16 protein-coding genes are annotated in these 22,837 nt (G+C 53.9%); 9 read left to right on the forward strand and 7 right to left on the reverse strand.

Features of this window, described 5'->3' with window-relative positions:
- The 3 genes from H6B10_RS02970 to H6B10_RS02980 all read right to left on the reverse strand — a co-directional run.
- A partial coding sequence (locus H6B10_RS02970) for an NADH:flavin oxidoreductase (RefSeq protein ID WP_204649491.1) occupies positions 1-648 on the reverse strand: 648 nt, incomplete at its 3' end.
- A 12-nt stretch (positions 649-660) separates the two neighbouring features.
- The gene (gene baiCD / locus H6B10_RS02975; protein WP_204649492.1) at positions 661-2,589 is read right to left on the reverse strand and encodes a bile acid Fe-S flavoenzyme BaiCD; all 1,929 of its coding nucleotides are present in this window, start codon (positions 2,587-2,589) and stop codon (positions 661-663) included.
- Positions 2,590-2,684: 95 nt separating this feature from the next.
- Positions 2,685-3,623: a helix-turn-helix domain-containing protein gene (locus H6B10_RS02980; RefSeq protein ID WP_204649493.1), complete on the reverse strand. Its 939-nt coding sequence runs from the start codon at positions 3,621-3,623 to the stop codon at positions 2,685-2,687.
- Positions 3,624-4,060: 437 nt separating this feature from the next.
- On the opposite strand from H6B10_RS02980, the gene H6B10_RS18830 reads away from it, so the two are divergent.
- Complete coding sequence (locus H6B10_RS18830; protein ID WP_204649494.1) at positions 4,061-4,936, forward strand: phosphatase PAP2 family protein; 876 nt, start codon at positions 4,061-4,063, stop codon at positions 4,934-4,936.
- Between the two features lie 303 nt (positions 4,937-5,239).
- On the opposite strand, the gene H6B10_RS02990 is transcribed toward H6B10_RS18830, so the two are convergent.
- Positions 5,240-6,739: an FAD-dependent oxidoreductase gene (locus H6B10_RS02990; RefSeq protein ID WP_204649496.1), complete on the reverse strand. Its 1,500-nt coding sequence runs from the start codon at positions 6,737-6,739 to the stop codon at positions 5,240-5,242.
- Between H6B10_RS02990 and H6B10_RS02995 the strand changes: the two genes are divergently transcribed.
- From H6B10_RS02995 to H6B10_RS03020, 6 genes are all read left to right on the forward strand, one after another.
- Positions 6,723-7,274 (forward strand): sensor histidine kinase, encoded by a 552-nt coding sequence (locus H6B10_RS02995; protein WP_204649497.1) that lies wholly within the window; start codon positions 6,723-6,725, stop codon positions 7,272-7,274. The genes H6B10_RS02990 and H6B10_RS02995 overlap by 17 nt on opposite strands.
- On the forward strand, positions 7,252-8,502 hold the full coding sequence (locus H6B10_RS03000) for a response regulator transcription factor (RefSeq protein ID WP_204649498.1): 1,251 nt from the start codon (positions 7,252-7,254) through the stop codon (positions 8,500-8,502). Before H6B10_RS02995 ends, H6B10_RS03000 begins: the two co-directional genes overlap by 23 nt.
- Positions 8,503-8,687: 185 nt before the next feature.
- Complete coding sequence (locus tag H6B10_RS03005) at positions 8,688-10,046, forward strand: ABC transporter substrate-binding protein (RefSeq protein WP_204649499.1); 1,359 nt, start codon at positions 8,688-8,690, stop codon at positions 10,044-10,046.
- A 76-nt stretch (positions 10,047-10,122) separates the two neighbouring features.
- Positions 10,123-11,052, forward strand: a complete 930-nt coding sequence (locus tag H6B10_RS03010; protein WP_204649500.1) for a carbohydrate ABC transporter permease — start codon at positions 10,123-10,125, stop codon at positions 11,050-11,052.
- Between the two features lie 14 nt (positions 11,053-11,066).
- A complete protein-coding gene (locus tag H6B10_RS03015) occupies positions 11,067-11,951 on the forward strand; it encodes a carbohydrate ABC transporter permease (RefSeq protein WP_204649501.1) in 885 nt (294 codons plus the stop codon).
- A 61-nt stretch (positions 11,952-12,012) separates the two neighbouring features.
- Positions 12,013-12,501, forward strand: coding sequence for an NAD(P)/FAD-dependent oxidoreductase (locus H6B10_RS03020; protein ID WP_204649502.1), 489 nt, complete (start codon positions 12,013-12,015; stop codon positions 12,499-12,501).
- Between the two features lie 111 nt (positions 12,502-12,612).
- On the opposite strand, the gene H6B10_RS03025 is transcribed toward H6B10_RS03020, so the two are convergent.
- Positions 12,613-13,932 (reverse strand): hypothetical protein, encoded by a 1,320-nt coding sequence (locus H6B10_RS03025; RefSeq protein ID WP_204649503.1) that lies wholly within the window; start codon positions 13,930-13,932, stop codon positions 12,613-12,615.
- Between the two features lie 302 nt (positions 13,933-14,234).
- The gene (locus H6B10_RS03030) at positions 14,235-16,223 is read right to left on the reverse strand and encodes a hypothetical protein (RefSeq protein ID WP_204649508.1); all 1,989 of its coding nucleotides are present in this window, start codon (positions 16,221-16,223) and stop codon (positions 14,235-14,237) included.
- A 358-nt stretch (positions 16,224-16,581) separates the two neighbouring features.
- Here H6B10_RS03030 and H6B10_RS03035 point away from each other — a divergent pair, with 358 nt between their 5' ends.
- The gene (locus tag H6B10_RS03035; RefSeq protein WP_204649505.1) at positions 16,582-18,009 is read left to right on the forward strand and encodes a RyR domain-containing protein; all 1,428 of its coding nucleotides are present in this window, start codon (positions 16,582-16,584) and stop codon (positions 18,007-18,009) included.
- Positions 18,010-18,140: 131 nt separating this feature from the next.
- Here H6B10_RS03035 and H6B10_RS03040 read toward each other — a convergent pair whose 3' ends face one another.
- Complete coding sequence (locus tag H6B10_RS03040; RefSeq protein ID WP_204649506.1) at positions 18,141-21,527, reverse strand: TIR domain-containing protein; 3,387 nt, start codon at positions 21,525-21,527, stop codon at positions 18,141-18,143.
- A gap of 792 nt (positions 21,528-22,319) precedes the next feature.
- On the opposite strand from H6B10_RS03040, the gene H6B10_RS03045 reads away from it, so the two are divergent.
- On the forward strand, positions 22,320-22,837 hold a 518-nt coding region (locus tag H6B10_RS03045; protein WP_204649507.1), incomplete at its 3' end, for a hypothetical protein.

Genomic DNA, 22,837 nt, shown 5'->3' on the forward strand with positions numbered 1-22,837 from the left:
AATCACCGGGAAATCCCGGCCGCAGCTTGCCTTGATGGCGTCCAGCACCTCATACAGCAAACGGGCGCGGTTTTCCAGCGATCCGCCGTAACGGTCGGTACGCTTGTTGCGCATGGGCGACAGAAACGACCCCAGCAGCATATAGGCATGGGCACAGTGCAGTTCAATGCCGTCGAACCCTGCCTGTTTGGCCTGCAGGGCCGTGCGGGCATAAGCCTGAATCACCCCGGGGATCTCTTCCAAGGTCAGCGCCCGGGTCTTTTGCCCCATGGAATTGAGATAACTGCTGCCGGCCACCGGCGTCACCCCAAAAAAGGAGCTGATGCTCTCCGGCCCCGGGTGGGTGATCTGGGGAATCACCTTGCAGCCGTACGCATGGATGGCCTGGGTAAACCGGGCGTAGGCGGCGACGCTTTCCTCCCCGCGGAAACACAGGGTATTGCCCAGATAGGGCACCGCCGGGTCTACGCTGAGGGCATCCAGAATAATGCAGCCAACGCCGCCCTTGGCACGGGCTTCCCAGTAATCCTGCATAGCCTGGTTCACGCAGCCGTCCTGACTTTCGTACCCCAAAGACATGGGTGCCATAAACGTTCGGTTTTTCAAGGTCATGGAACCGATGCGCAGTTCCTCAAACAATCCGGCCATCTTCAACCCTCCTTACAGTGTACGGGCTGCCGCAAAGCCTTCGGCCACCGCATCCAGTGCGCGGCGCGCCTGCTTGGCGTCCCCGATCTTGGTACATGGAATATCCAGTTCGGCGCATGCCTGCTCCAACGCACTGCTGTCATTGGGGCGGGATCCTACCGCCACCACCACATTCCGGCAGGGAATGGTGATCTTTCCTTCCTGGTTGGTGCAAATCACGCCGGTCTCGCACAGGGTTTCAAACCGGGTGTCGGTGAGAATCTCCACCCCCAGCGCGTGCATTTTTCCCATTACGGTGATGGCCCGCAGGCTACCCAGGTCCTTGCCGGCCTTTTCGGCCATTTCGATCACATGGACTTTGCTGCCCCGGGTTGCGATAAAATCGGCCACTTCCAGGCCCACCAGACCGCCGCCGATCACCACGGTTTCGCCGTCGATCTCATCCAGGCCGTCCAGCACCCGGTTGGCCGAAACCACCCGCACGGCATCGGTGGATTCCACCGGCAGCTGAATAGGAGAAGCTCCCACCGCCAGAATCACCGCATCCGGTTTTCCTTCCCGGATCATTTCCGGCGTCAGCGGAGTATTCATACGGATCTCTACGCCCAGCTTTTCCACCTGACGGCCGAACAGTTCGGCGGCATCGGCCATTTCCTGCTTGCCCGGTGCCCGGCCGGCGGTCAAGAACTGACCGCCCAGACGGTCCGTCGCTTCAAAAATCACCGGCTTGTGTCCACGCTGGTGCAGCACCTTGGCCGCTTCCAGGCCGCCCATGCCGCCGCCGGCGATCCAGACGGTTTTGGGCGTTTCGGTTCCGGTCAGAGCCCATTCCGCTTCCCGTCCCAACTGGGGATTGCGCAGGCAGGTAATAAATGGCCGGTTCTGCAGATCACAGAATCCATCATAGCAGCCCTGGTTGCAGCCTACGCAGTAGACGATATCCTCGGTGCGTCCCTCCCGGGCTTTGTTGAGGAATTCCGGATCGGCCAGCTGGGCGCGGCCCATAACCACCATGTCGGCCTTGCCCTGTTCCAGAATGTTCTCGGCCAGTTCCGGGGTGTTGATACGGCCTACCGCCACAGTAATCATGCCGGTTTTTTCCCGGATATAGGCGGCGTTATCCACGTTGAACCCCCGGGGGATGTCGATGGGCGGCACTTCGTACACAGTGGCCGCGGTGACAATATTGCCCCGGGAAACATCCAGCACGTCCACGCCTTCGGCCTGAGCCAGTTTGCAGAAAGCCACCGTATCGTCCAGCGTCATACCGCCGGGCAGTTGGTCGTCCAGCGCGTCGATGCGCATGAACAGCGGCATATCCTGGGGCATGTTGGCCCGGATGGTCCGGATGCAGCGCAGCGGGAACTTGGCCCGGTTCTCAAAGCTGCCGCCGTATTCGTCGGTGCGGTGGTTCAACCCGCCGCTGAGGAAGGAATGGGGCAGATAGTTGTGGGCACAGTGGAATTCGATGCAGTCATAGCCCGCTTCCACACAGCGGCGGGCCGCCTCCCCGTAGCATGTCACGATCTCGTCGATTTCTGCCAGGGTGATGGCGGGCAGGGTGTAACCACGGATGGTGGTTTCGTTGACCATAAAAATCCGGGCCGCCGGGTCCATACCCACGGCCAGCGAGCCCTGCCACAGCTGGATGCCTGCTTTGCCGCCCGCCGCATGGATGGCGTCGGTAAGCTTTTTGTGGGAAGGAATCAGATCATCCTCACAGATGCCCAAAAAATTGCGGGGCGCACTGGGGGTATGTACCGCTGCCACCTCCACAATATTCAATCCGCAGCCGCCTTTGACCCGGGCCACATGGTATTGGATCAGACGGTCGGTAACGGCACGGTTTTCGGCCATGCGGGTTCCCATGGCGGGGAATATCACCCGGTTTTTCAGTTCCATTCCCCGGATTTTTACAGGCTCAAACAGCATATGGTACATATTTATCCCTCCGTTTCAGAAATTTTTGTGCTTTTTGTGATTTCATTATAGCATCCCTGCGGACGGAATTATATGCAAATAAGGCAGTTTTATTATCACATCTGATTCTTGCGGTAGGCCCCCGGCGATACAAAACAGTGCTTGCGAAAGACCCGGTGAAAGGTGGAAAGACTCTCAAATCCGCACCGTTCGCTGATCTCGGTGATTTTCACATCGCTGCCGGTCAGGTAAGCGCAGGCGTACTGGACCCGGACCTGTTCCAGCATTTCGGCAAAGGTCATTTGGTAGACCTGGTCAAAGATACGGCACACGGTGTATTCCTTCATATGAAACTCCTGCGCCAGCGTTGCCGGGGTGATTTTTTTGGAGAAATTCAGGTGCATATACTGCAAAAACAGCAGCGCACTGCCGCAATCGGGCGCCCGCTCCACCGGGCGGAAAATATCCTGTTTCCGGTATTCCTGAGGGGACTTGTGCATATACCGGCGGAAAACCCGGTAAAAATCCTGCAAATTGGAAAAGTGCAGCAGACCGCTGATGTATTCCATGGAGAGTTCCGGGAAATGGAGCAGCGCGCAGGCATTGAGAATTTTGCCGAATTTCTGCAGTTGAAAAAAGGTATATCCACTGGCCAGCTTGATTTGTTTATTGAGATACCCCGCCGACACACCCCGTTCCCGAGCGGCTGCCTGCAAGGTGAACGGTTTGGCGGTGGTGAGAATGATCTGCTGGATCAGCTGCCAGATTTCCGGTTCTTCCGTACCGGAAGGCGCCGGGTCTTTCAGCCGTTCCAGTGCATAGCGGCAATGCAGAATGTGCAGCTGCATGGTCAGATAAGATACCATATTCTGGGAGCCGAACCGGGGCCGGCGCTGTTCCTGTACCGCCGTGTGCACCAGACTTTCCACCACTGCCTGTTCGTGGAGCTGCCGTTCCAGCGGTTCCGTCAGGTCCAGTTCCTCGGCCTGAATCCGCTTTTCCTTATAATCCACATAATAATCGGTACCGATGTACCAGTCTTTTTGCTGTTTCACTGCCTTCGCCTCCCGCTTGCACAAGGGATTTATCTGTATTATAGCGGAAATAGCCCCCGGGGAATATCCCCCTGCGGGAAATAAAATCAGCCCGCCGGGCTTATGAAGCAAACCCCGGCAGGGCTTACAATCGGTCATGGTTAGGGGCACCCGCATTCCGGCTGAAAAGCTTTGGGGCATCGCCCTTCGGCACCCGGCCCATCCTGCGGAACACAAGGACCATGGGAGCAATTTTCCTTCTCGCTCCCTGCCGGCAAGGGATTTCAGGGCGAACAGCTAAAAATTCCCTTTCCTTCTGTACGGCTTTATCCCCTTTGTGTTATAATTTTACAAACAGAACAAAATCTATCCCCAGGCGGGAACCGGTCCGGCTTCCCGCAGACCGGAGCAGTTACCAACGAAAAAAAGACTACAAACAGGAAACGAGGAAACATTTCGTGAACGGATATACACCCTTTTTACCCCGGCGCGTTGTGTACGGGGCCATTGGCGTTGTACTGGCATTGGTAGCCCTGGGGACCTTTGTGGATTACCCGCTTTCCTTTGCGTTGTATGATGCATCCAGTCCTTTTGCGACCTTTTTTGCCGCATATGGTGCGATTCCCGCTCCTCTTGGCTGTGTAGCGGCAGGCACCCTGTTTGTGTGCGGGCGTAACCGGGACAACAAAATTTGGGGCATCGTACAGAGTATCGGCGGCATTCTGCTGCTCCTTTCAGGGACCGTTCTGGTTTGCTTGATTCCGGCCCTCTACATGGCAGTATCCCCCGCCCTGCTGGCAGGCATCGGCCTGATTTTGTCTGCCAGTACCATCCTTGTCATACGCCGTCTGGCAAAGGGAGCCGACCGTTCCGCAATGATTCGCGTGGCACTGGCAATCTCTCTTGCCCTTCTGTGCCAGCTGCTTGTGGTCAATGGTATCAAACTTGCCTGGGAACGCCCCCGCATGCGGCTGGTAACAAGCCACCCCGAAGTTTTCTTTGTGCCCTGGTGGCAGTTGGGCAACGCTTTGAAAGCGCCGCTCATGGCCGCCGGCGTAGCGGCCGATGAATTCAAATCCTTCCCTTCCGGCCATACCGCAAACGCCACAACCATGCTTCTGTTGGGCGTTCTTCCCTACCTGCAACCGAAGCTGCAAAAATACAAAACGGCACTGGTGGCCTTTGGTTTTGCGTGGGCTGCCATCGTAGCCCTTTCCCGCATTATGATCGGCGCCCATTACCTGACCGACACGGCGGTGGGCTTTTTGGTCAGCTTCCTCAGCATCTATCTGATCTGCAGTTTCCTGCTATGCCCGCGGAACAAGAAACTGTAACACCGCAATACAGTCGAAACACACCTGGTTTTCGTTGGCGTACGATTTTTGTAACTGCCCTCTCCCTGCAAAATCTTTTGGGCGTGGGATCTTTCCAGAGCGCATCACGTCCAAACACAAACAAAGGACGTTTTAGCTGTGTATTTTTACTCAACGCACAAAAAATCGGTGTACTTTTCGAAAAAAAGTCATGTAATACAGAATCACACGTTATAATCAAAGCAAGTCTTTCCTTGCATAACAGAAAGATGACCCGGTCAGCCATCCTGACCGGGTCATCTCATTTTATAAATATCTGTTGTTTTATACCACATGCAAGGCAAAGACGCCCACCGGGCGGGGTCCCCACGTCCGTGTGAACCGTATCCGAAGCGCTTGAACCTTTTGTTCTTTCGGCAATACCACCGTTATCAACCGTTTTCGATTGTCTTTCTGTTCCCATACCGGTTCCCAACTGCTGCCGTCCAGCGATATTTCCACAATCATATCTCGTGCCAGCTGTGCAGGCATCTCCCGGTAAAGGGTCAGTTTATGGCTGTCCTGCCATTGAGCGGCATGACTGCTGGGACGTTCGGCACATAGTTCCGGGTCCAGATACAGCCGCAGCTGCTCCAGTTCCCGGGCCTGCGGCCATTGCATCGTGATGCAGGGTTCCGGGTCCTGGGGCGCCGCACACCACTGGTTGGCACCACCCCAGGGCCGGATATATCCGTTGACCAGCTGCTCCGCTCCGTATAGTGACTCCGGCGTTTCGTATTCCAGCATCGGTTCACCGCACACAGGCATCTCTTTTTTGCCACACACAAATCCTGTGCGAAGTGGCTGGCACAAAGGCAGTTCCGCGTCAGGTGCAGCCTCCAATACCAGTGTGCAGAATCTTCCCGCTTGTGCCTGTATTGGCAATTTATGATGACCCGCAGGCAATTTCCAACAGTATTCCCGTATCTTCTTCCCGGGGCAAAGGTAGTTGGGCAGCGGTGCCGAATACAGCGTACCGCACAGTGTCTGGGGTGTATGGAGGGTCACCGACAGCAGAACCGTGCCGTCCACACCGGGGAAGGTCACAAATCCGCCTTCTTCCAGAGACATCGTTCCCGTCGGCGCGCCCGCCCGACCATCATGAACACTGGTCACAGTCAGTTTTGCTTCGTGTGCCAGGTTTGCACTTTCATCCGCTTGCAGCCCCGGTACAAACAAATCTTCCCGCAACAGTTGCTGGCGGAGTTGGGCCACCTGCGCTTTGGTCATTTGGCCCGGCACCGTGTGCCACATGGCACAGGCTGCCGCCAGCATGGCCGCAGCTTGCCCGGAAAGCGCACAGGTATCCATAACCCGGGTGGAAAAAAAGGCTTCCCGTTCGGTACCGATGCACCGCCCCGCAAAAAGAAGATTTTCCACCTGAGAATTGTACAAGCACCGCAGCGGAATGGGGTAAACCGGCACAGGGGTCTGCACGAAGTTGGGAGCGTCGGCATCCAGCATACCGCCGGCCGGGTGTACGTCCAGATACCACCCGCCATAGAAGGCTCCGTCCTCAAAATTACTTCCGCGCAGGACATCCTCCCCCCGCAACAGATAGTCGGTGACCATACGGCGGCTTTCCCGTTTGCCGGGGATGCTGCCGATCCAGCTCAAAGTGTAACAGTCTGCCTCAAAGCGCCCGCTGTTCTTGATATAATCCCACACGCCCAGGACCAGACGCCGCAGTTCCAGGGCAGTGTTTCCATCTTCTCCAATGGTATCCTGACGGCCGCCCAATTCAAACCACCAGCAGTCGCTGCCACTCATGGTTGGTTCTAACATCGTGAACTGCATCGATGCCCTGGCCACCATGATGAAATACAGCATGAACCGCGGCGGAGAACTGGTGACACTGAAAGAAGAATTGCAGAACATCTACAGCTATATTTATATTTCCAACTGCCGGTACGGGGACCGCTTGCGCTTTGAGTCCGATTTGGACGAGTCCCTGCAGGAATTGTATGTGGTCAAATTCATTTTGCAGCCCATTGTGGAAAATGCCGTTCTGCACGCCTTCAAAGGCATGGACCGGCAAGGCGTTATCCTTCTGTACGGCGATATCGAGGGTGACGTGCTGAAACTATACGTAGAGGACAACGGTACTGGCTTAACGCCCCAAGCCGAAGAACAGCTGCACCGTCCCCGGGGCAAAGTCACCGGCATTGGTGTGGGAAATGTAAACGCCCGGATTCAGAGCAGCTACGGCAAGAATTTCGGGGTACGGGTCTACAACGGTGCCGCCGGGGGAACGGTGGCAGAATACACGCTGCCCATATTACGGGAAGGGGATCACGATGAAAAAGATACTGGTTGTTGATGACGAATACCTGGTTCGGGTGGGCATCCGCTCTTTTCTGGACTGGGAACAACACGGCTACACCATTGTGGGGGAAGCCGCCGACGGAGAATCTGCCCTGCAGAAGATTGAGCAGTATCACCCCGATATTGTGCTGACTGACCTGAAAATGGAAGGCATGGACGGCTTTGCCCTCATTGCCGCCAGCAAAAAGCGCTGGCCAGGCCTGCAATTTGTGGTGTTAAGCAGTCTGGACGATGGCGAAAACGTAAAAACTGCCATGAAACTGGGCGCCAGCGATTATATCTTCAAGCTGACGTCCAAACCCGAGGAATTACTGAAAATTCTGGATGAGCTCCCCTGTGAAACGCCTTCCGCCCCTTTGGAAACCATGGTGCGCAAGAACCGTTCCGGCATTAAATGGCAGTTGATCCGCAATGCGGCCCAGCCTTTCTGCCCGGACCGGGAAAGCCTGCAAAAGGAATTTCAGCAGTTGGGGCTTTCCACCGATTTCACCCGGCCTTACTGTGTGCTTTTGCTGGACCCCGGTTCCGATGACAACCGCAATGGGGCAGATCAGAACGCCCCGCTGGTGAAATATGCCCTGGAAAATATGGCAGAGGAGATCATTGCCCAGCATTGTTGCGGTGAAGTATACAGCTTTACCGGACCGCTTCTTCTGGCAGTGCTGCAACAAGAGGATTTTTCCCACGAGGAATTGCTGGACCGGGCAGGGCAGGCATTTTCCCAGCTCTATGAGTATGCCCAGCGGTATCTGGGGATTCCGCTGCTTGGGGCATTATCCCCCTGTTCCTGCGGCATGGACCAGCTTGCAGCTTTGGTGGATGGCTGCCGCCGCACCCTGCGCCGACCTTCCGAGGTGATTCCAGGGCAGCTTTGTGTGGCACGGGGTGAAATGCGTCCCGAGATTGATGCAGTCTGCCGCAGCATTGAAAAAGACCCGGCCCAGAGTCTTTCGGTAAAAGATGCCGCCCAGCAGTGCCACATGAGCGAAAGCTATTTTTCCCACCTGTTCAAAAAAGAAACCGGCGTCAGCTTCGTTGATTTTGTGAACCGGCAGCGTATCCGCCATGCCGCCCGCCTGCTGGAAACCAGTCCCCTGCGCGTCGGCGAGGTTGCGGTACAGGTGGGCTTGGAAAATCCCAATTATTTCAGCGTGTTGTTCCGCAAATGGAAGGGTGAATCTCCGCAGGAGTACCGCCAGCGCTTCCAAAAAGCAGAAAATTAAAGAACCTGTACAGAATTTTGCAGTTTGCAGCTTTGCCCCACTGCAGAGTCGGCGTTATTGTAAAGCAGGAAAGCGGCTCCGTTCATGGAATCAGGGCGTTGTTTCTGGCACAATAAAAGCAGCAAAAGGAACTGCCGGCGCAGGGGTCCGATCCCCGGCACCGGAACGGATGAAAGGAGAACACCATGAAAAAGAAACAACTTGCCAGCCTGTTGTTGAGCACTGCTATGGCAGCTTCCCTGCTGTGTGCCTGCGGTGCTCCGGCCGAAACCACTACAACCGGCGAAACCGCCGGAACGGAGGGCAGTGGTGAGACCATTACCCTGCACATGTGGGGCGGTGTTCCCGCCGAGAGCGGCCCCCAGGCTGCCTGCGACGCCTTTAACGAAGCATACAAGGACAAGGGCATCCAGGTCGAGTACGAGCGGTTCGTGAATGACGACACCGGCAACGTGAAGCTGGAAACCAACCTGATGGGCGGCAGCGAGATTGACCTGTACATGACCTACACCATGGCCCAGCTGACCAAGCGCGCCGAGGGCAATATGGCCTTGGACCTGACCGAACTGTGTGAACGGGACGGCTTTGTATTGACCGATTACCTGGGCGAACTGGCCAACAGCTACAACATCAACGGCAAGCCCTATTCTCTGCCCTGCAAACTGGACCAGTACGGCATGGTACTGAACAAAGACATGTTCGACGCTGCCGGCATCGAGATTCCCACCGAGTGGACCTATGATGAATTTCTGGATATCTGCAAACAGTTGACCCATGGCGAAGGCGCCGACAAGGTGTACGGCGTGTATTGGAACAGCCAGCAGGATATGATGCAGTATGCCCAGTACCTCATCAGCCAGACGCTGGGCGGCGACAACATGTATACCGCCGACGGAACCGCGACCAACTTTACTGATCCCGTCTGGGAAGAGACTATTTCTCTGATCAGCACCACCATGAATGAGGGCTATGCCCCCACCCATGCCGATTCCGTGACCGAAAAACTTTCTCAGGAAAGCATGTTCCTGGGCGGCAAGACTGCCATGACCATCGGTCCCTGGATGGTGCGCAACATTAAGGATACCGCCACCTATCCCCATGACTTTGTCACCGCTTTTGCACCGTACCCCGTAATCGAGGAAGGCCAGCGCAACTATACCCAGGGCGGTTACGGCGATTTTCTCTGCATCAACCCCCGTTCCGAACACATTGACGCCGCATGGGAATTTGCCAAGTGGTATCTGACCGAAGGCGGCATTTACCTGGCTGCCGGTGGTCGTGTACCTGCTGCCAATACCTACGACCTGGAAGCCGTAACGGCCGAATTCCTTTCCGGTGCAGAAGACCTGTTTGACGCTGAGAGCCTGCAGCGCGTCCTGATTGAGCCCCATGACAACTACGCAGCCCCCAGCATCACCACCAAGAGCAATGAGCTCAGCGATATTGCCAACCAGCAGTTGGAAGCCATCTACACCAACCAGGTTTCTGTAGCCGACAGTCTGGCCAAAGCCAAGGCAGACGGCGACGCTGCTCTGGCCGGGTAAACCATACCGAATTTCTTGCGGGCGGGGGCATCTCCCCGCCCCCTTTTTGTAAACCAAAGGAGAGGGGTCTTGTTTTATGACGGTTGCCAAAGGCAAACAACGCACCGGCGGATGGTTTTCCAACCTGAAGCCGCAGACGCGGGACAACATTGTGGGCTATACTTTTCTGCTGCCCAACTTGATCGGCTGTATGCTGTTCACCTTTTTGCCTGTGGTCTTTTCTCTGCTTATCAGTTTTACCGACTGGGATTATACCAAGGGATTCGGAAACTGGAACTTTGTAGGCGTACAGAATTATCTGGATATGTGGCAGGATGAGTGGTTTGTAGATTCCCTCATCAACACCCTGGTATACACCATCGCCGTAGTACCCATCACCATTTTCCTGGCACTGGTCATCAGCGTACTCATCGACAAATACTGCTTTGCCAAACTGCCTATCCGCCTGGCCATGCTGATGCCGTACATTTCCAACGTGGTTGCGGTAGCCATCGTCTGGGTGATGATGTACTCTTCCTTTGGCCCCGTCACCCTGTTGGTGAAGGCCCTGGGTGTAGAAAATCCGCCCCAGTGGCTGGCAGATTACACCTGGGCCATGCCCGCAGTTATCCTGATGTCCATCTGGTCCAATGTAGGCTACTCTGCGCTGATCTACACCTCCTCCATCCAGGGCCTGCCCCAGGACGTGTATGAGGCCGCCGACATTGACGGTGCCGGCGAACTGACCAAGTTCTTCCGCCTGACCGTTCCGTTTCTCTCCCCCACCACGTTCTTTCTGGTCATCACCAATGTCATAACCTCGTTCCAGATCTTTGCGCCTATCCAAATCATGACCCGCGGCGGCCCCGGCACTTCTACCTACGTGTTGGTCTATTACATCTACCGCTCGGCTTTCGGGTACTACAAAATGGGTTATGCCTCCTCCATGGCCTGGATTCTGTTCATTCTTATTTTTATCGTGACCATGATCCAGTGGCGGCAGCAAAAACGGATCCATGATTATTAAGGGAGGGCGCACAGATGGAAACCAAACGCACCTTATTATGGCGGCTGCGCCGCAACGATGGCTTTGTAATCAAGCGCATTCTGTTCACGGTCCTCATTGCCATGCTGGCGTTCACTATGATCGTCCCCTTTTTGTGGATGATCTCCGCCTCCATGAAACATGAGTTGGATGTAACCAAAATCCCCATCCAGTGGATTCCCGACTATTTTTACCCCAACAACTATCTGGAAGTGTGGAATGTAGGCGGAAACGCCAAGGTGGATTATCACTTCGGCCTGGCCTATTTCAATTCCCTGAAAATCGCCTTTTTCAATGTGGTCGGTGCGGTACTGACCAGTTCTCTGGCAGGCTATGCCTTTGCCAAACTGCGGTTCAAAGGGCGGGATGTGGTATTCCTTTTGTATCTTTCCACCATGATGATTCCCTCCCAGATCACCATCATTCCTAAATTTGTCATCTTTGACCGCCTGGGTATGGTAGGCACCCATGCCACCCTGATTTTGCCCGGTATCTTCACCATCACCGGCACTTTCCTGATGCGGCAATACTTTATGCAGATTCCCAATGAGCTGCGGGAATCCGGCAAAACCGACGGTGCCAGCGAATTTTGTATCTGGTGGCGTATCATGCTGCCCATGGCAAAATCCAGCATGGCGGCGCTTGGCATGATGGTATTCCTGTGGACCTGGAACAATTACCTGGATGCCCTGGTCTTCCTGCCCAACTGGCGGCTGTACACCATCCCCCTGGCACTGACCAGCTTCATTGAGGAAAGCAACACACAGTACAATCTGATGATGGCCGCGGCAGCCTCCGCTTTGATTCCTGTCTTTATCGTCTTTATCATCGGCCAGAAACAATTCGTGAAAGGCTTGACCGCCGGTGCCGTGAAAGGATAAAGACTTTTTGCAAAACCGCCAGCTTTTACCGCTGGGCTAAAGAGTCAAAAACAACGCCCCTATGATCGTGGTTGGCGGTAATTCCGCCGCCGAAGACGCTTTGCTGCTCACTGGCATTGCCCAAAAAGTCATTCCGGTTCACCGCCGGGATACTCTGCGGGCCACAAAAATTTACCACGAACCCTTGCAGCAAGCCAAAAACCCGGAATTTTGCTGGAACAGCACAGTCATCCAGCTGCTTCACGGCGACAAACTTACCGGTGTACGGCTGCAGAACCTGCGTACCGGCGAAGAAACCGACCCGACTTGCAACGCAATATTCATCTGCGTTGGGCGTCAACCGGCCACCGAACTGGTTGCCGGCCAGTTGGAACGGGATACCTCCGGATATATTATAGCGGATGAAACCACCCGCACCAATCTGCCCGGCGTCTATGCGGTGGGCGATGTACGAGCCAAACCGCTGCGCCAAGTCGTCACGGCGGTAGCGGACGGCGCGGTTGCCATCCATGCGGCGGAACAATATCTGGCAGGAGGCGAAACAACATGAAAGAATTCTGGAAAAAGTTGCGCTGGTTTTCTTTCCTTTTGCGCTGCTTGCCCCGTGCACTGACAAAAACTTCCCGCCGGAACAGCAAAGCTGTCTGGCGGGAAGAGATCTTCAGTTGCTGCGGTTATGTACAGACTTTTGGGGGGCCGACAAGATCTCCAGGGCGTCAGAACGGCCTTCGCAGACTCGGAGCATCTTCTCCAACTGGGCTATTCCCTGCTCCCTTCCGTAACGGGTGCTGACGTAGTATTCCTGCCCGGCAACGGTATGCAATCGACATGCCTTAAAATAGTTGAGTTTATTGGCAGGCAACCGGCTGTTATCCACATCATCCCGGCGGGCCACGGCACTCAGGCTGTTGTCTGCCGCCATCTGCGGAACTTTGTCCGGGTAGCGCTCAGCGATCCGGTCAAACACATCATGCATCAGGTTGGCAAGAGTGTCCGCCGTGCAGAGGGTCCCCCACAGGGTGTAGCGGAATACCGTGCCGCCATCCGCAGGGGATGCCGCCGGCCCGGTAGCCGCCCGTTCCGGAGCCGAAGGCGACGAGGAAACAGATGCCGGAGTGGTATTGGCTGTGGACGAAGCGCCGCCCTGTATCAGCACAAATTCCGCCGGGTTGACGCCGCAGAGTTTGAGCATTCCCCGTATTTCCGCCAGCTTGGCCTCAAACCCGTAACTGATACCTACAAGGTAATTCTGCCCGTTAACAGGAAAAGAACGGCAGATACGGAAATAGGGCGGCTTGGCTTCCCGCGTGTTGGCGTTGGTCACATCCTCTGCCCGGGCCACCGAAGTGCGTCGTGTCAGGGCGGGAATACGGTCCGGAAAGCGCTGAACCAACGCCGCAAAGGTATCGTACATCAGCTTGCCCTGTTCCCGGCTGCCAGCGTGGTAGGTCTGGCCGAACAGGGTATAGGTGTACCCTTCTGCAACAGGCGGGGTATAAACCTGGGAAGCCGGCGCTTGGTTATTGGGTGTGTAAATAGCAGTTTCCGGAACCAGCCCAGGGACTTCCGGCATTATCTTCTTGTCAAACACGTCCTGGCCGCAAGCCTTGGCGATAGTATCTCGAATGATGTCTATCTCTGTCCATTTCTTATGATGGGTGTTTTCCAACAACTCTTCAGCAATCCGATAACAAAGCCCCTTTTGAATGGTTCCTTCCTTCTTTTCCTCTTTGTATTCCACTAAGGTGCTATGCTCTACCCCTTTAATATTTTTCCCACTCAGTACCAAAAGGATATCATAGAACTGTTCTTCCTCGCTTTCTGTCCCGCTGTCCAAAAGACCACAAGATTCCCGATTGTATTTTTCTCCATCATTCTGGGATTCAAGATCTACGCAGATTATGGGAAGTTTCTTTTGAGCCGAGTCAGCCAACCCACTTTGGCTGTACATCAGTTCCAGTACTGTGGCATAGCTGGTCATATACCTTGCGCTCCGAAACACCAAGATTCCCCGGCAGAGATCGCTTCTCATATTTGTTCGGAACTGTTCCAGCCAGCCTATACTGTTACTATCAAAGTCTCCATCAAAATAGATATTCAGGCCGTAGTCTTTTACCAGTTTGTATACTACGTCTTGCAAGACTGGCTCCCAGTCGTCGCTTTTGTAACTGATAAACACATACGGCTTACTGGATTCCTTATTGCAGATGCATTTTTTGATATGTTGAACACGCGGGTCATGTCGCCGTTTTTCTTTTTGCTCTGTTGTCAATCCCATTTTTATCACCTCAACCGATAAATTCTCAAGCCGTCGAACATCCGCAGCATAGCCAGCATGCACTCCATGGGGTCTGTATCTTTGTCCTGCTCGGCTTTATCCAAACGATTGTAATTGTCCCGGGCATCTTGCGCCGTAACCACAAACTGCCCTTCGGCAAACGACGGAATCATATCCTTGTGCTGCCGCAGCAGCTCGCGTTCCTGCCGCGGCGGTGTGCCGTATACCCAACCCATATCATAATGTTCCTGCAGCCAACGCTGATGTTCCAGCAGCCCGATGGTCTGCAGTTCTTCCGGGGTAAAATGCTCCACCATAGGGAAATCTACCGCTTTATCCGTGTAAAAACACCCGATTTCATTCATATAGCGGGCAAAAGCCTTGGCCTGGTTAATATTGGAGAGCTTGTACTCCAGCGACAGCACCTTAAACGCATCGGAAAACTGTTCCAAGATTTCCGGGTCACGCAAAAAACTCTCTTCCTGCCCGGCATTTTTGGCTGCTTTCCACGCGGCGTTGTTCCAGCGCCCGTTGAGCACAATGGCAAAGTGATACAGGTTGATGAAATCACTGTCCGAAAGATAGCCCCGGTGTTCAGCAAACAGATTTGCCGTAAAGCCGGTTTCCACCACCAGCGGAATCCGGCTCAAATCCACAATCCGCTGAATGTCCCGCTGGAATTGGCAGATTCCCTGTTGCCGAATGAACATTCCCGAATAGGCCTTCAGCGTAGGGGCCTTACCCACCGGTTTTTCCAGCCAGGCGATATAATCATCCTTGAACCCATTTACCTTGCCCATCTCTTTTTCGTCAAACAGATAGACTGCATGGATACCGTTTGCCGAAAAATCCAGGCTGCAGCCCATGGGGTGCAGCTCTTTTTTGGAGTTGCGCCCGTAAGCCGTACGGTCCCAGCACTGCAATTCATCACAGAGCATCAGCATATAGGCCAGCGGGTGAAGTTCGCAGCGCAGGGGCCGGTTGTTTTCGTCCTTGTAGTGAGCAATGCAAAATTTGTACAGGCTGTTGTGCATCAGAATGGCGGTCAGCGCGTCCAAATGCTCAAGATGCAGCGGGCAGCCCATCTCGTCAAACATTTTCTGGAAAAGAACCACCGCACTGAAATAGGCGTGATCCATAAAATGGTTGAACTTTTCCGGATGGGTGGGTTTTTGAGCCAACCATTCTTCCATCTGCTGCTGGGAGAAGCCATAGGTTTCTCCCAGTTTTTGCGCCAGCAGATAGGCAAACAACTGGTTGATGGTGGCAAAGTCCTTGCCGCCCAACAACTCTTTCAGACAATTTCTGACTGGGGTGCCGATAGAGGTAAAGGACTGCAATGCCTGGTACGCCACAAAGGGCCGCTTTTGCCGCTGATCTCCCTCCACCTCAAAATAGGAGGCAACCTGCTCAAAGGGCAGTTCGAACGGATACCCGATATCGTGGAAGAGTGCCGCCATTCCCCAGAACTGCAGGTAATGGCAGGCTGCCTGGTGGTGTTCAGCAATTCCGTACTGTTCCTGGTATGTCTGGCGATACCATTCATTAGAGCCATACAAGGCCAGTCCCAGAATGAATACATACACCGAGTGTGCGTAATGATCCCGGTGTTTCATCAGCAGCCCGCTGCCATTGGCCTCAAACTCCGACAACAATTCAATCATCCGCCGGGTCTTTTCGTAGTCCCCCACAAACATCTCCAGGTAGCAGAAATAGACATCAAAAGCGTCTTCCTTGCGCCCGGAATGTAAAAAACGAACGATCGCATTTTCCAGGCAAAGGCGATCTATATCCTTTTCCTGATTGAAGGGGATCTGACACGGTCCCAGGCTGGTACCGTCCCGATCCGTGGCTTGTTCCCAGGTGGTTGCCTTGGTCAGATCAAATCGGAGTCCTTCGCAGTCCTCTCGCAAAAAACGGACGGCGGCCTGCTCCAGACCGTTTTGCGCCCCATCCCGGGGTGGCAACACATGGTGCAACATAGTATAGCTCACAGTTTAACCTCCCGATTCTACTGTCAGGATTGCCTTCCCGTTCCTTTTGGCAAACATTTTGCATTTTTCACACGTTTTTTCATCAACTCAAGTCAAAAAATATACAATTTTTACAATTTAGCTTCAGTATAGCACTCGTTTACTGCAATGACAAGAGATTTTAAAGGCTTCGTGAATAAAAACAGCTGATCCTTTGGCGGTCCATGATATTGACCCAAACGGATACAAAAGAGCGGTATATCTTTTCTGTATCCCTGTACCAAGACCGGCACTTTTATTGATTGCTATTTTTTTTCAGTTGCTGTAGAATGAAGCCAACAGATTGTATAAATTCAACCAACAGAAGGGGTTATTTCCCATGAAAAAGTGGCTTGCCCAGAGCAGAAAATTTATTCTTTTTCTTCTCCCACTGGCTTTCGGCCTGATCGGACTGGCGGGAGTTGCCGGAGAGCCTTTCCTGAATTCCCTGTACCAGTGTATCGGCATGTACCTCATGGATTACGGAGACACGCCCCCCAACGTGTTTGTGGAAATTGCCCGCTGGACTGCGCCCCTGGCTACGGCCAGCTGGGTTGTATTTGCTTTTGTGGCATTGCGCCGGGTGTTGGGCAGCTGGTTGCAGTATCTTCGTGCAGACAGTGTGGCTGTCTATGGGCCGGAACCCGTTGTTTCCCTGCTGCTGGATCGTCTGGGTTCGCGGGGTATCGCCGGCGGCCACAGCCTGCTTCCCGCTCATCGATATATTCTGGTTGGTCCGGAGGAAAAAAGTCTTTCCTTTTACCGGGAACACCAGCAGGCACTGGCCGATAAGCCTGTCTATCTCCAAAGCCGCTCTTTGTCCCCCCTGGCCAGCAACCAACCTCTGCTGAAATTTTTCTGTCCGGAGGCAAATGCAGCCCGGCTTTTCTGGCAAACACGAGAGCTGTATCCCATTTCTCGCCGAAAGGCACATCACCTTCAGATTGTTCTGTTAGGGTTTGGCCGATTGGGAGAGGAACTGCTTCTCCGCGGGTTGCTGGTCAACATTTTTGCCCCGGACCAGTGCATTCAGTACCACATTTTTGGGACAGGAGACCGATTTGAAGCCATCCACAAAGGGATTGCACAGGTAGAAGACCCGGTAATCTTTCATCGGGAACCCTGGTATGCACAACTCAACCTGATAGAGCAGGCAGATTTGCTGCTTGTACTGGAACAGGAAGATCAGCCCCGCCTGCTGGAAGATCTGCTGCTGGCTACTACGCGGCAGGAGATTGATGTCTTTGCCGGGGATACCCTGGCAATCAGTCCCTTGGAACAAAACAAGCGGCTGCGCCTGTTCCCATGGGAACAGATGGCTTATACCCCGGAAATTCTGCTGGATGACAGTCTTATGACCCGAGCCAAGGCTATCAACCTGCGATATTGCCACCTGTATGACAAGGTAGCGGAAACGGCAGAAAACCGGGAAGCAGAATGGGCAAAGCTGGATTCCTTTACCCGGGAGTCCAACATCAGCGCTGCAGACTATCACCTGATACGGCTGGAGATGCTAAAAGACAAGGGCCTGCCCGCTTCGGCAGAGAATTTGCCCGGGCAGACCCTGGAATTGTTGGCGGAGTTGGAACATATCCGTTGGTGTCGGTATCATTATCTGCACAATTGGACCTGGGGTCAGCCGGAAGGCGGCAAACGCAAGGATCCCGTCCGTCGGATCCATGCCGATCTGCTGCCCTATGGGCAACTGACGGAAGCCGAAAAGGAAAAAGACCGGGAAAACATCCGCATCCTACTGTCGGTGGAATAACCACTCCGGAAAACCTGTTCTAAAATTCAGCAAAGAGGCAGCCTGTGCCATGGCACAGGCTGCCTCTTTACTGTTGTAACCCGTTCCGTCGAACAATAGGTAATCGGGGAACAGGCAGGATGCGTTTAGGATCAGCCCAGAATCTCCCGGACGGCTTTGGCATTTTGTACATAACGGGTATTTTCCGGTTCCATACGTGCCAGTTCCTCCCACAGCGCAAGCGCCTGCTCCAGATAGTAGGAATAATATCCATCAGGTGCAAGCCGGGCCATGTTGTAATGCATCCGGGCCAGCTGGTCGCGCCGGTGCAGGTCGCCTGGATTCTCCTGTACAAAAAGTTCTGCATAATCAATCGCCAGTTCATAGGCAGATTCTGCCGCTTCCCGCTCTTTGCCTTCCCGGAAGGTTTCGGCCTGGTCACTCAGATCCTGCACCAGCAGCCAGATCTGGGCGGCAGCGTACTCCCGCAGGGAGCAGCCTTCGCAGGTCAAAACCTGCGGAAACCGTGCGGGAATGTTTTGTACTTTTTCGATATACTTATTTGCATAGGTTTCGGCTTCGTCAAAATCTTTTTCGGACAGACAGAGCCCCACAAGGAGCCGATACGCGTAGGCGACCAGGCTGTAGGCCGAAAGATTGCCCGGCTCCAGCTGGAAAATCCGTTCCCTCAATTGACAAAAGCGCAGCGCACAGGGCTTGGCCTCGGCGTATTGCTTACAGCGGCGTGCTGCGGAGACATACCGACTGCAGGCATCTGCCGCCTGGTGCAGCTGCTCTTTCTCCGGCTGTCGACAGTCTGCAGTTTCCCAAAGTTCCAGATACCGCTGGTAATAGGGCCGGGCTTTTTCCCAGTTGCCTTGCCCGACATAGTATTCGCCCAGTTCGCCGTTTGCTTCGGCTGCATGCAACCGGTTGGGCTGGGAAGGATCGTTTTTCCACAGTTCCTCTGCAAGTGTCAGGGCTTTGGTAAGCTGGGGCAAGGCGTCCGGCGTTGTTTGCCGGCGCTGAAGCATATCCGCCAAATTTTGGCGGTAGATGGAGAGTGTTTCCTTGTAGGAAGCCACTGAAGGATCGGCGGCTACTGCCTGTTCACAGAGGCGAATGCTCTCCTTTTTGTGTAATAGGGCGGTTTCATAGTCTTCCTCTGCCTGGGCCCATCCGCTCTGGACCTGATGGTCAGAAGCCAGCGAAACCAGATCATCCACAGACTTTGTCTGCCGGTAAATTTCCTCGTTCAGTGCAAATCGTTTCCGGTAGGCGTCCTTTTCTCTGCCTGTGTAGCTGTCATCCAGATAGGCCAGTTCTGCATAGACCTGCCCCATGCGGGCCCAGTAGCCGCTCAATGCCCTCTTGGCTTCTACATCGCCGCAGAGGTCAACCGCCTTCTGTGCCGACGCAATGGCCTGGGAAAGCAGGCGGATCTCCGTTTCGGTTTCGTCCCGCAAGCCATAATAGCGGCTCAGGCGATCCTGAGTGAAGGCCAGATCCAGCCATAGTGAAGAGGAATTATACCGCCGGGTAAGCTTTTCAAAGATTTCCAGTGCTTTCTGATAGGTATCCCGGATTTCAGGGTCTGCGTGACCGGGTGAAGATTTCAGGAAGATGAGAGTGTCGCCCACCGTGTTGAATCCTGCCCCCAATTTGCGCAGGTTCTGCATAGACGGTTCCTGGTCGGCGCGTTTTTGCAGCAGCGCCAATGCCTTGCGGCCGTAGTCGGCAGCCTCTGCCATAAGGTGTTGTTTTGCATACAACCGGCTCAGATCCAAGTAACAGACGGCCAGCTGCCCCAAACCTTCCGGCGTGCCGGATTCTTCCAGCCTTTCGGCCAGGGGAAGGACCTCGTCATATTCCTTCATGGCGCCGGTCAGATTCTTCTGCGCCATCAGCAGGCGGCCGCACTGTATTCCCATCGTCAGTCGGCAGCCCATGGTGTCGGTGCTGTGAAACTGCTCATCCGCCAGCCGGGTCCGCTGTTTCCCCTCACGGAACATTTCCAGTGCTCCGGCCAGGTCGCCCTCGGTCTGACGCAGCTGCCCCAGCCGGTCATAACTGATTGCCAGGGAACGCATAGCTTCCCAGGTCGGTTGCTCTTTGACCCACCGACTGGCCAGCGCAAGATAAGACTGTAACTCCTGCTCGGCTTCGGCCAATTTTCCCTGCGTTTCCAGGCAGCGTGCCTGCCGGGAATGCAGCCACAGGGTATATGCGCGCACCTCGCCCGGGCCAAGCTGGTCGGCGCTCCGCGCCAACTGTATATGGGCATTCCGGCACACCTCCGCCGCGCCGGAAATATTCTCTATCTCCAGATACAGTTCGGCCAACTGCTGCATCTCCTGCAACAGTTCTTTTCCATGTTCTTCGGTTTTTTCAAAAACCTCCTGCCGCTTTTCCACAAGCCTTTGTTGCCATGCGATGGCTTGTTCCTGATCCAACGGGACGCCGTTTCCTCTGCGGTACAACTGTACCAGCTTCTCCATAGCTTGCGGCAATCCGCCTTCCGCTGACCGGGTAATCAGTTTTACACCTCGGGCGGAATCCACCTCCACATCGATACCGTTCAGATACGCCAGTCCGATAAACAGCAGATGTTCCGGTGAGCTGTCGGTTTCTCGCACGGCAATATCCCGGAAGATGGCTGCCAATGAGGAGGAAAGCCCCTGTTTGTCATTTTTGGCGACACATTTCGGCAAGGATTTAAAATACCACTTGAGTAACAACCGGTTGGTATCCTGCAGTTCTACCGGCAGAATTTTCTTGTTCTGTTTTTGTGCCATGGGGTATTCCACATCCATGACATAGTTTTTCTCATTGACAAGGTTTGGCGTTACCGCCAGCGCAAAAAGGGTACTTTTTTGCAAAGCTGAGCGGATAGAATCGTTGAAATCCTCGCCAGGAGTAAGGAATTCATCATACCAGATCGCTATATCCCGGCAGAAATCATTCTCATGAATGAGCTGCATCAATTCCTGGGCATATTTACGATCCTTTTTCCGATAGCTCAAGAAAACATAAGCGTCGAAGGCGGAACGCACCTTCTGGGCCAGATCATCCGAGAGCAGCACAGACCCCAGAAAAGTTCCCAGCTTTTTCAGGTATGGAATTTCTGTAAGATCGGTAGAAGTGCGGTCAAGGAATTGAATGTTTCCACATATTGTATTGAATTCGTTGGCCAAGCCGCTATTCACAAGTATCGGAAGGACCGGTATATGATTTTCCACAGCCAGCGCAAATTCCCGCTCACGCGCATCGTTTTTTTCTCTCAAAAAAGATTCTGAAACAGGGATAACAAATAACTGCATCTGGCGCAGGCATAAGGTAAATTCTTCCTCTGCCGCCGTGCCCCAGGGGGAACCCGTACTTGTATCCGCGTACCAGATGGCGCAGTCCCAGAGGGACAGCAGTTCTTTGGACAGCGTCTCCAAATACACAGAAAAATCATCGGGATGCGCACAAAAATAGAGTCGAGGTTTGCCGGCCGGCGAAGAGCCCGCCCGGGTCTTGCAGTGCAAAAGATCCATCCTTACACCCCTTCTGCATGTCGTCGGTAGTTGGAACCTTCCGAGCAGCTTTTCAATTCAATCGAAATTGTCATATAGAGCCGTTTTTGCTCCATTAGCTCTTTATATATCCTTATTATAATAGACTTGCTGAAAACAATAAAGTACTTCTTGCTTTTCTTTACCATCTGCAAACCGGACATTTTCTCTGGTTGCGCTGCGCAGAATCCGGTTCCATTGTATTTTCTGCATATTGTCACCGAAGAAAGCAGATTTGTGATCTCATCACAGAAAGAGAGGGGCCATTTCTGATATCCTGTTTATAATATCATAGCGGCAATTTTCTCTTTTCACTTGTCATTTTGCCCCATTTTACGGTGATGCCAGCTGCCGGGCACCTTTTTACAACGTCATACCTTCCAAATTTATACAGTTCCCGCCTCAGTATTTTGTATACTCTTTCTTTTTTTTGAATGAATACTTTTCATCCAAAAACTATTGATTTTTGGCTTGATTTAAGCTTCGAACCCTGTATAATATAAAAAGCACTATTTTTCGATATATTGTTCTATTCAAGGGTAAACATTCCCGCTTTGTTACCGTTTTCAGCTTTCATTTTCACCGGAAGGATCCCTGCCCATGATGAAAAAGACGCCCCACCTGTTATACTGCAAACAAGCCGTGGCCCTTTTTATCGCCTTTCTTATTTTGTTCACTTTACCAGTGAGTACCGTTTCTGCAGCACAAACATCCTCTGAGTCTCCGCTCTCTGCAGAAACAGGAACACCACAACAGGTTCCTGTTACAGGCACAATGGCTACCCCCTCAGACGCTGTTTCTGAGGATGATATTTCTGACGCTGCCGCTTCCGATTCGGAAACTCCGCCGGAAGCCTCCTCGGCACTACCTTCCGCTGAGGAAGCCGAGCCCCTGCCCGACAATTCCGACACTGCAGGAACCTGGGCCTATGCCGGGCAACAGCTGACTTTTGTGGATCTGTTGTGGCGTTCCGCTCCTGTAGCGGGCGTGGATGCGGTGTTCATAGGCAATACCGAATCCACGGTAGTTTCCATGACTGCCGGGGAGCGCGGTTTGTTCACCGTTACCATTCCCAGCGGTCCTTATGACCGGGTAGCCTTTTACCCCGCCGGGCAGGCAGACACAGCCCAGCCCTTGGGCGGAATCTGGCGGCTGGACGGTCAGGCTGATGACACCGCCGCCGCTGTCAATTTTGTCCCCGACACCCTGTCGGCTTTCTATTATGACAGCGGCGACTCTCCCAGTTATTGGGGGCCGGCTCCCGGCAATGATTCCGATACGGCACTCATGAC

Source organism: Gemmiger formicilis, assembly GCF_016901605.1.
In the GTDB taxonomy this organism is placed as follows: Bacteria; Bacillota; Clostridia; order Oscillospirales; family Ruminococcaceae; genus Gemmiger; species Gemmiger formicilis_B.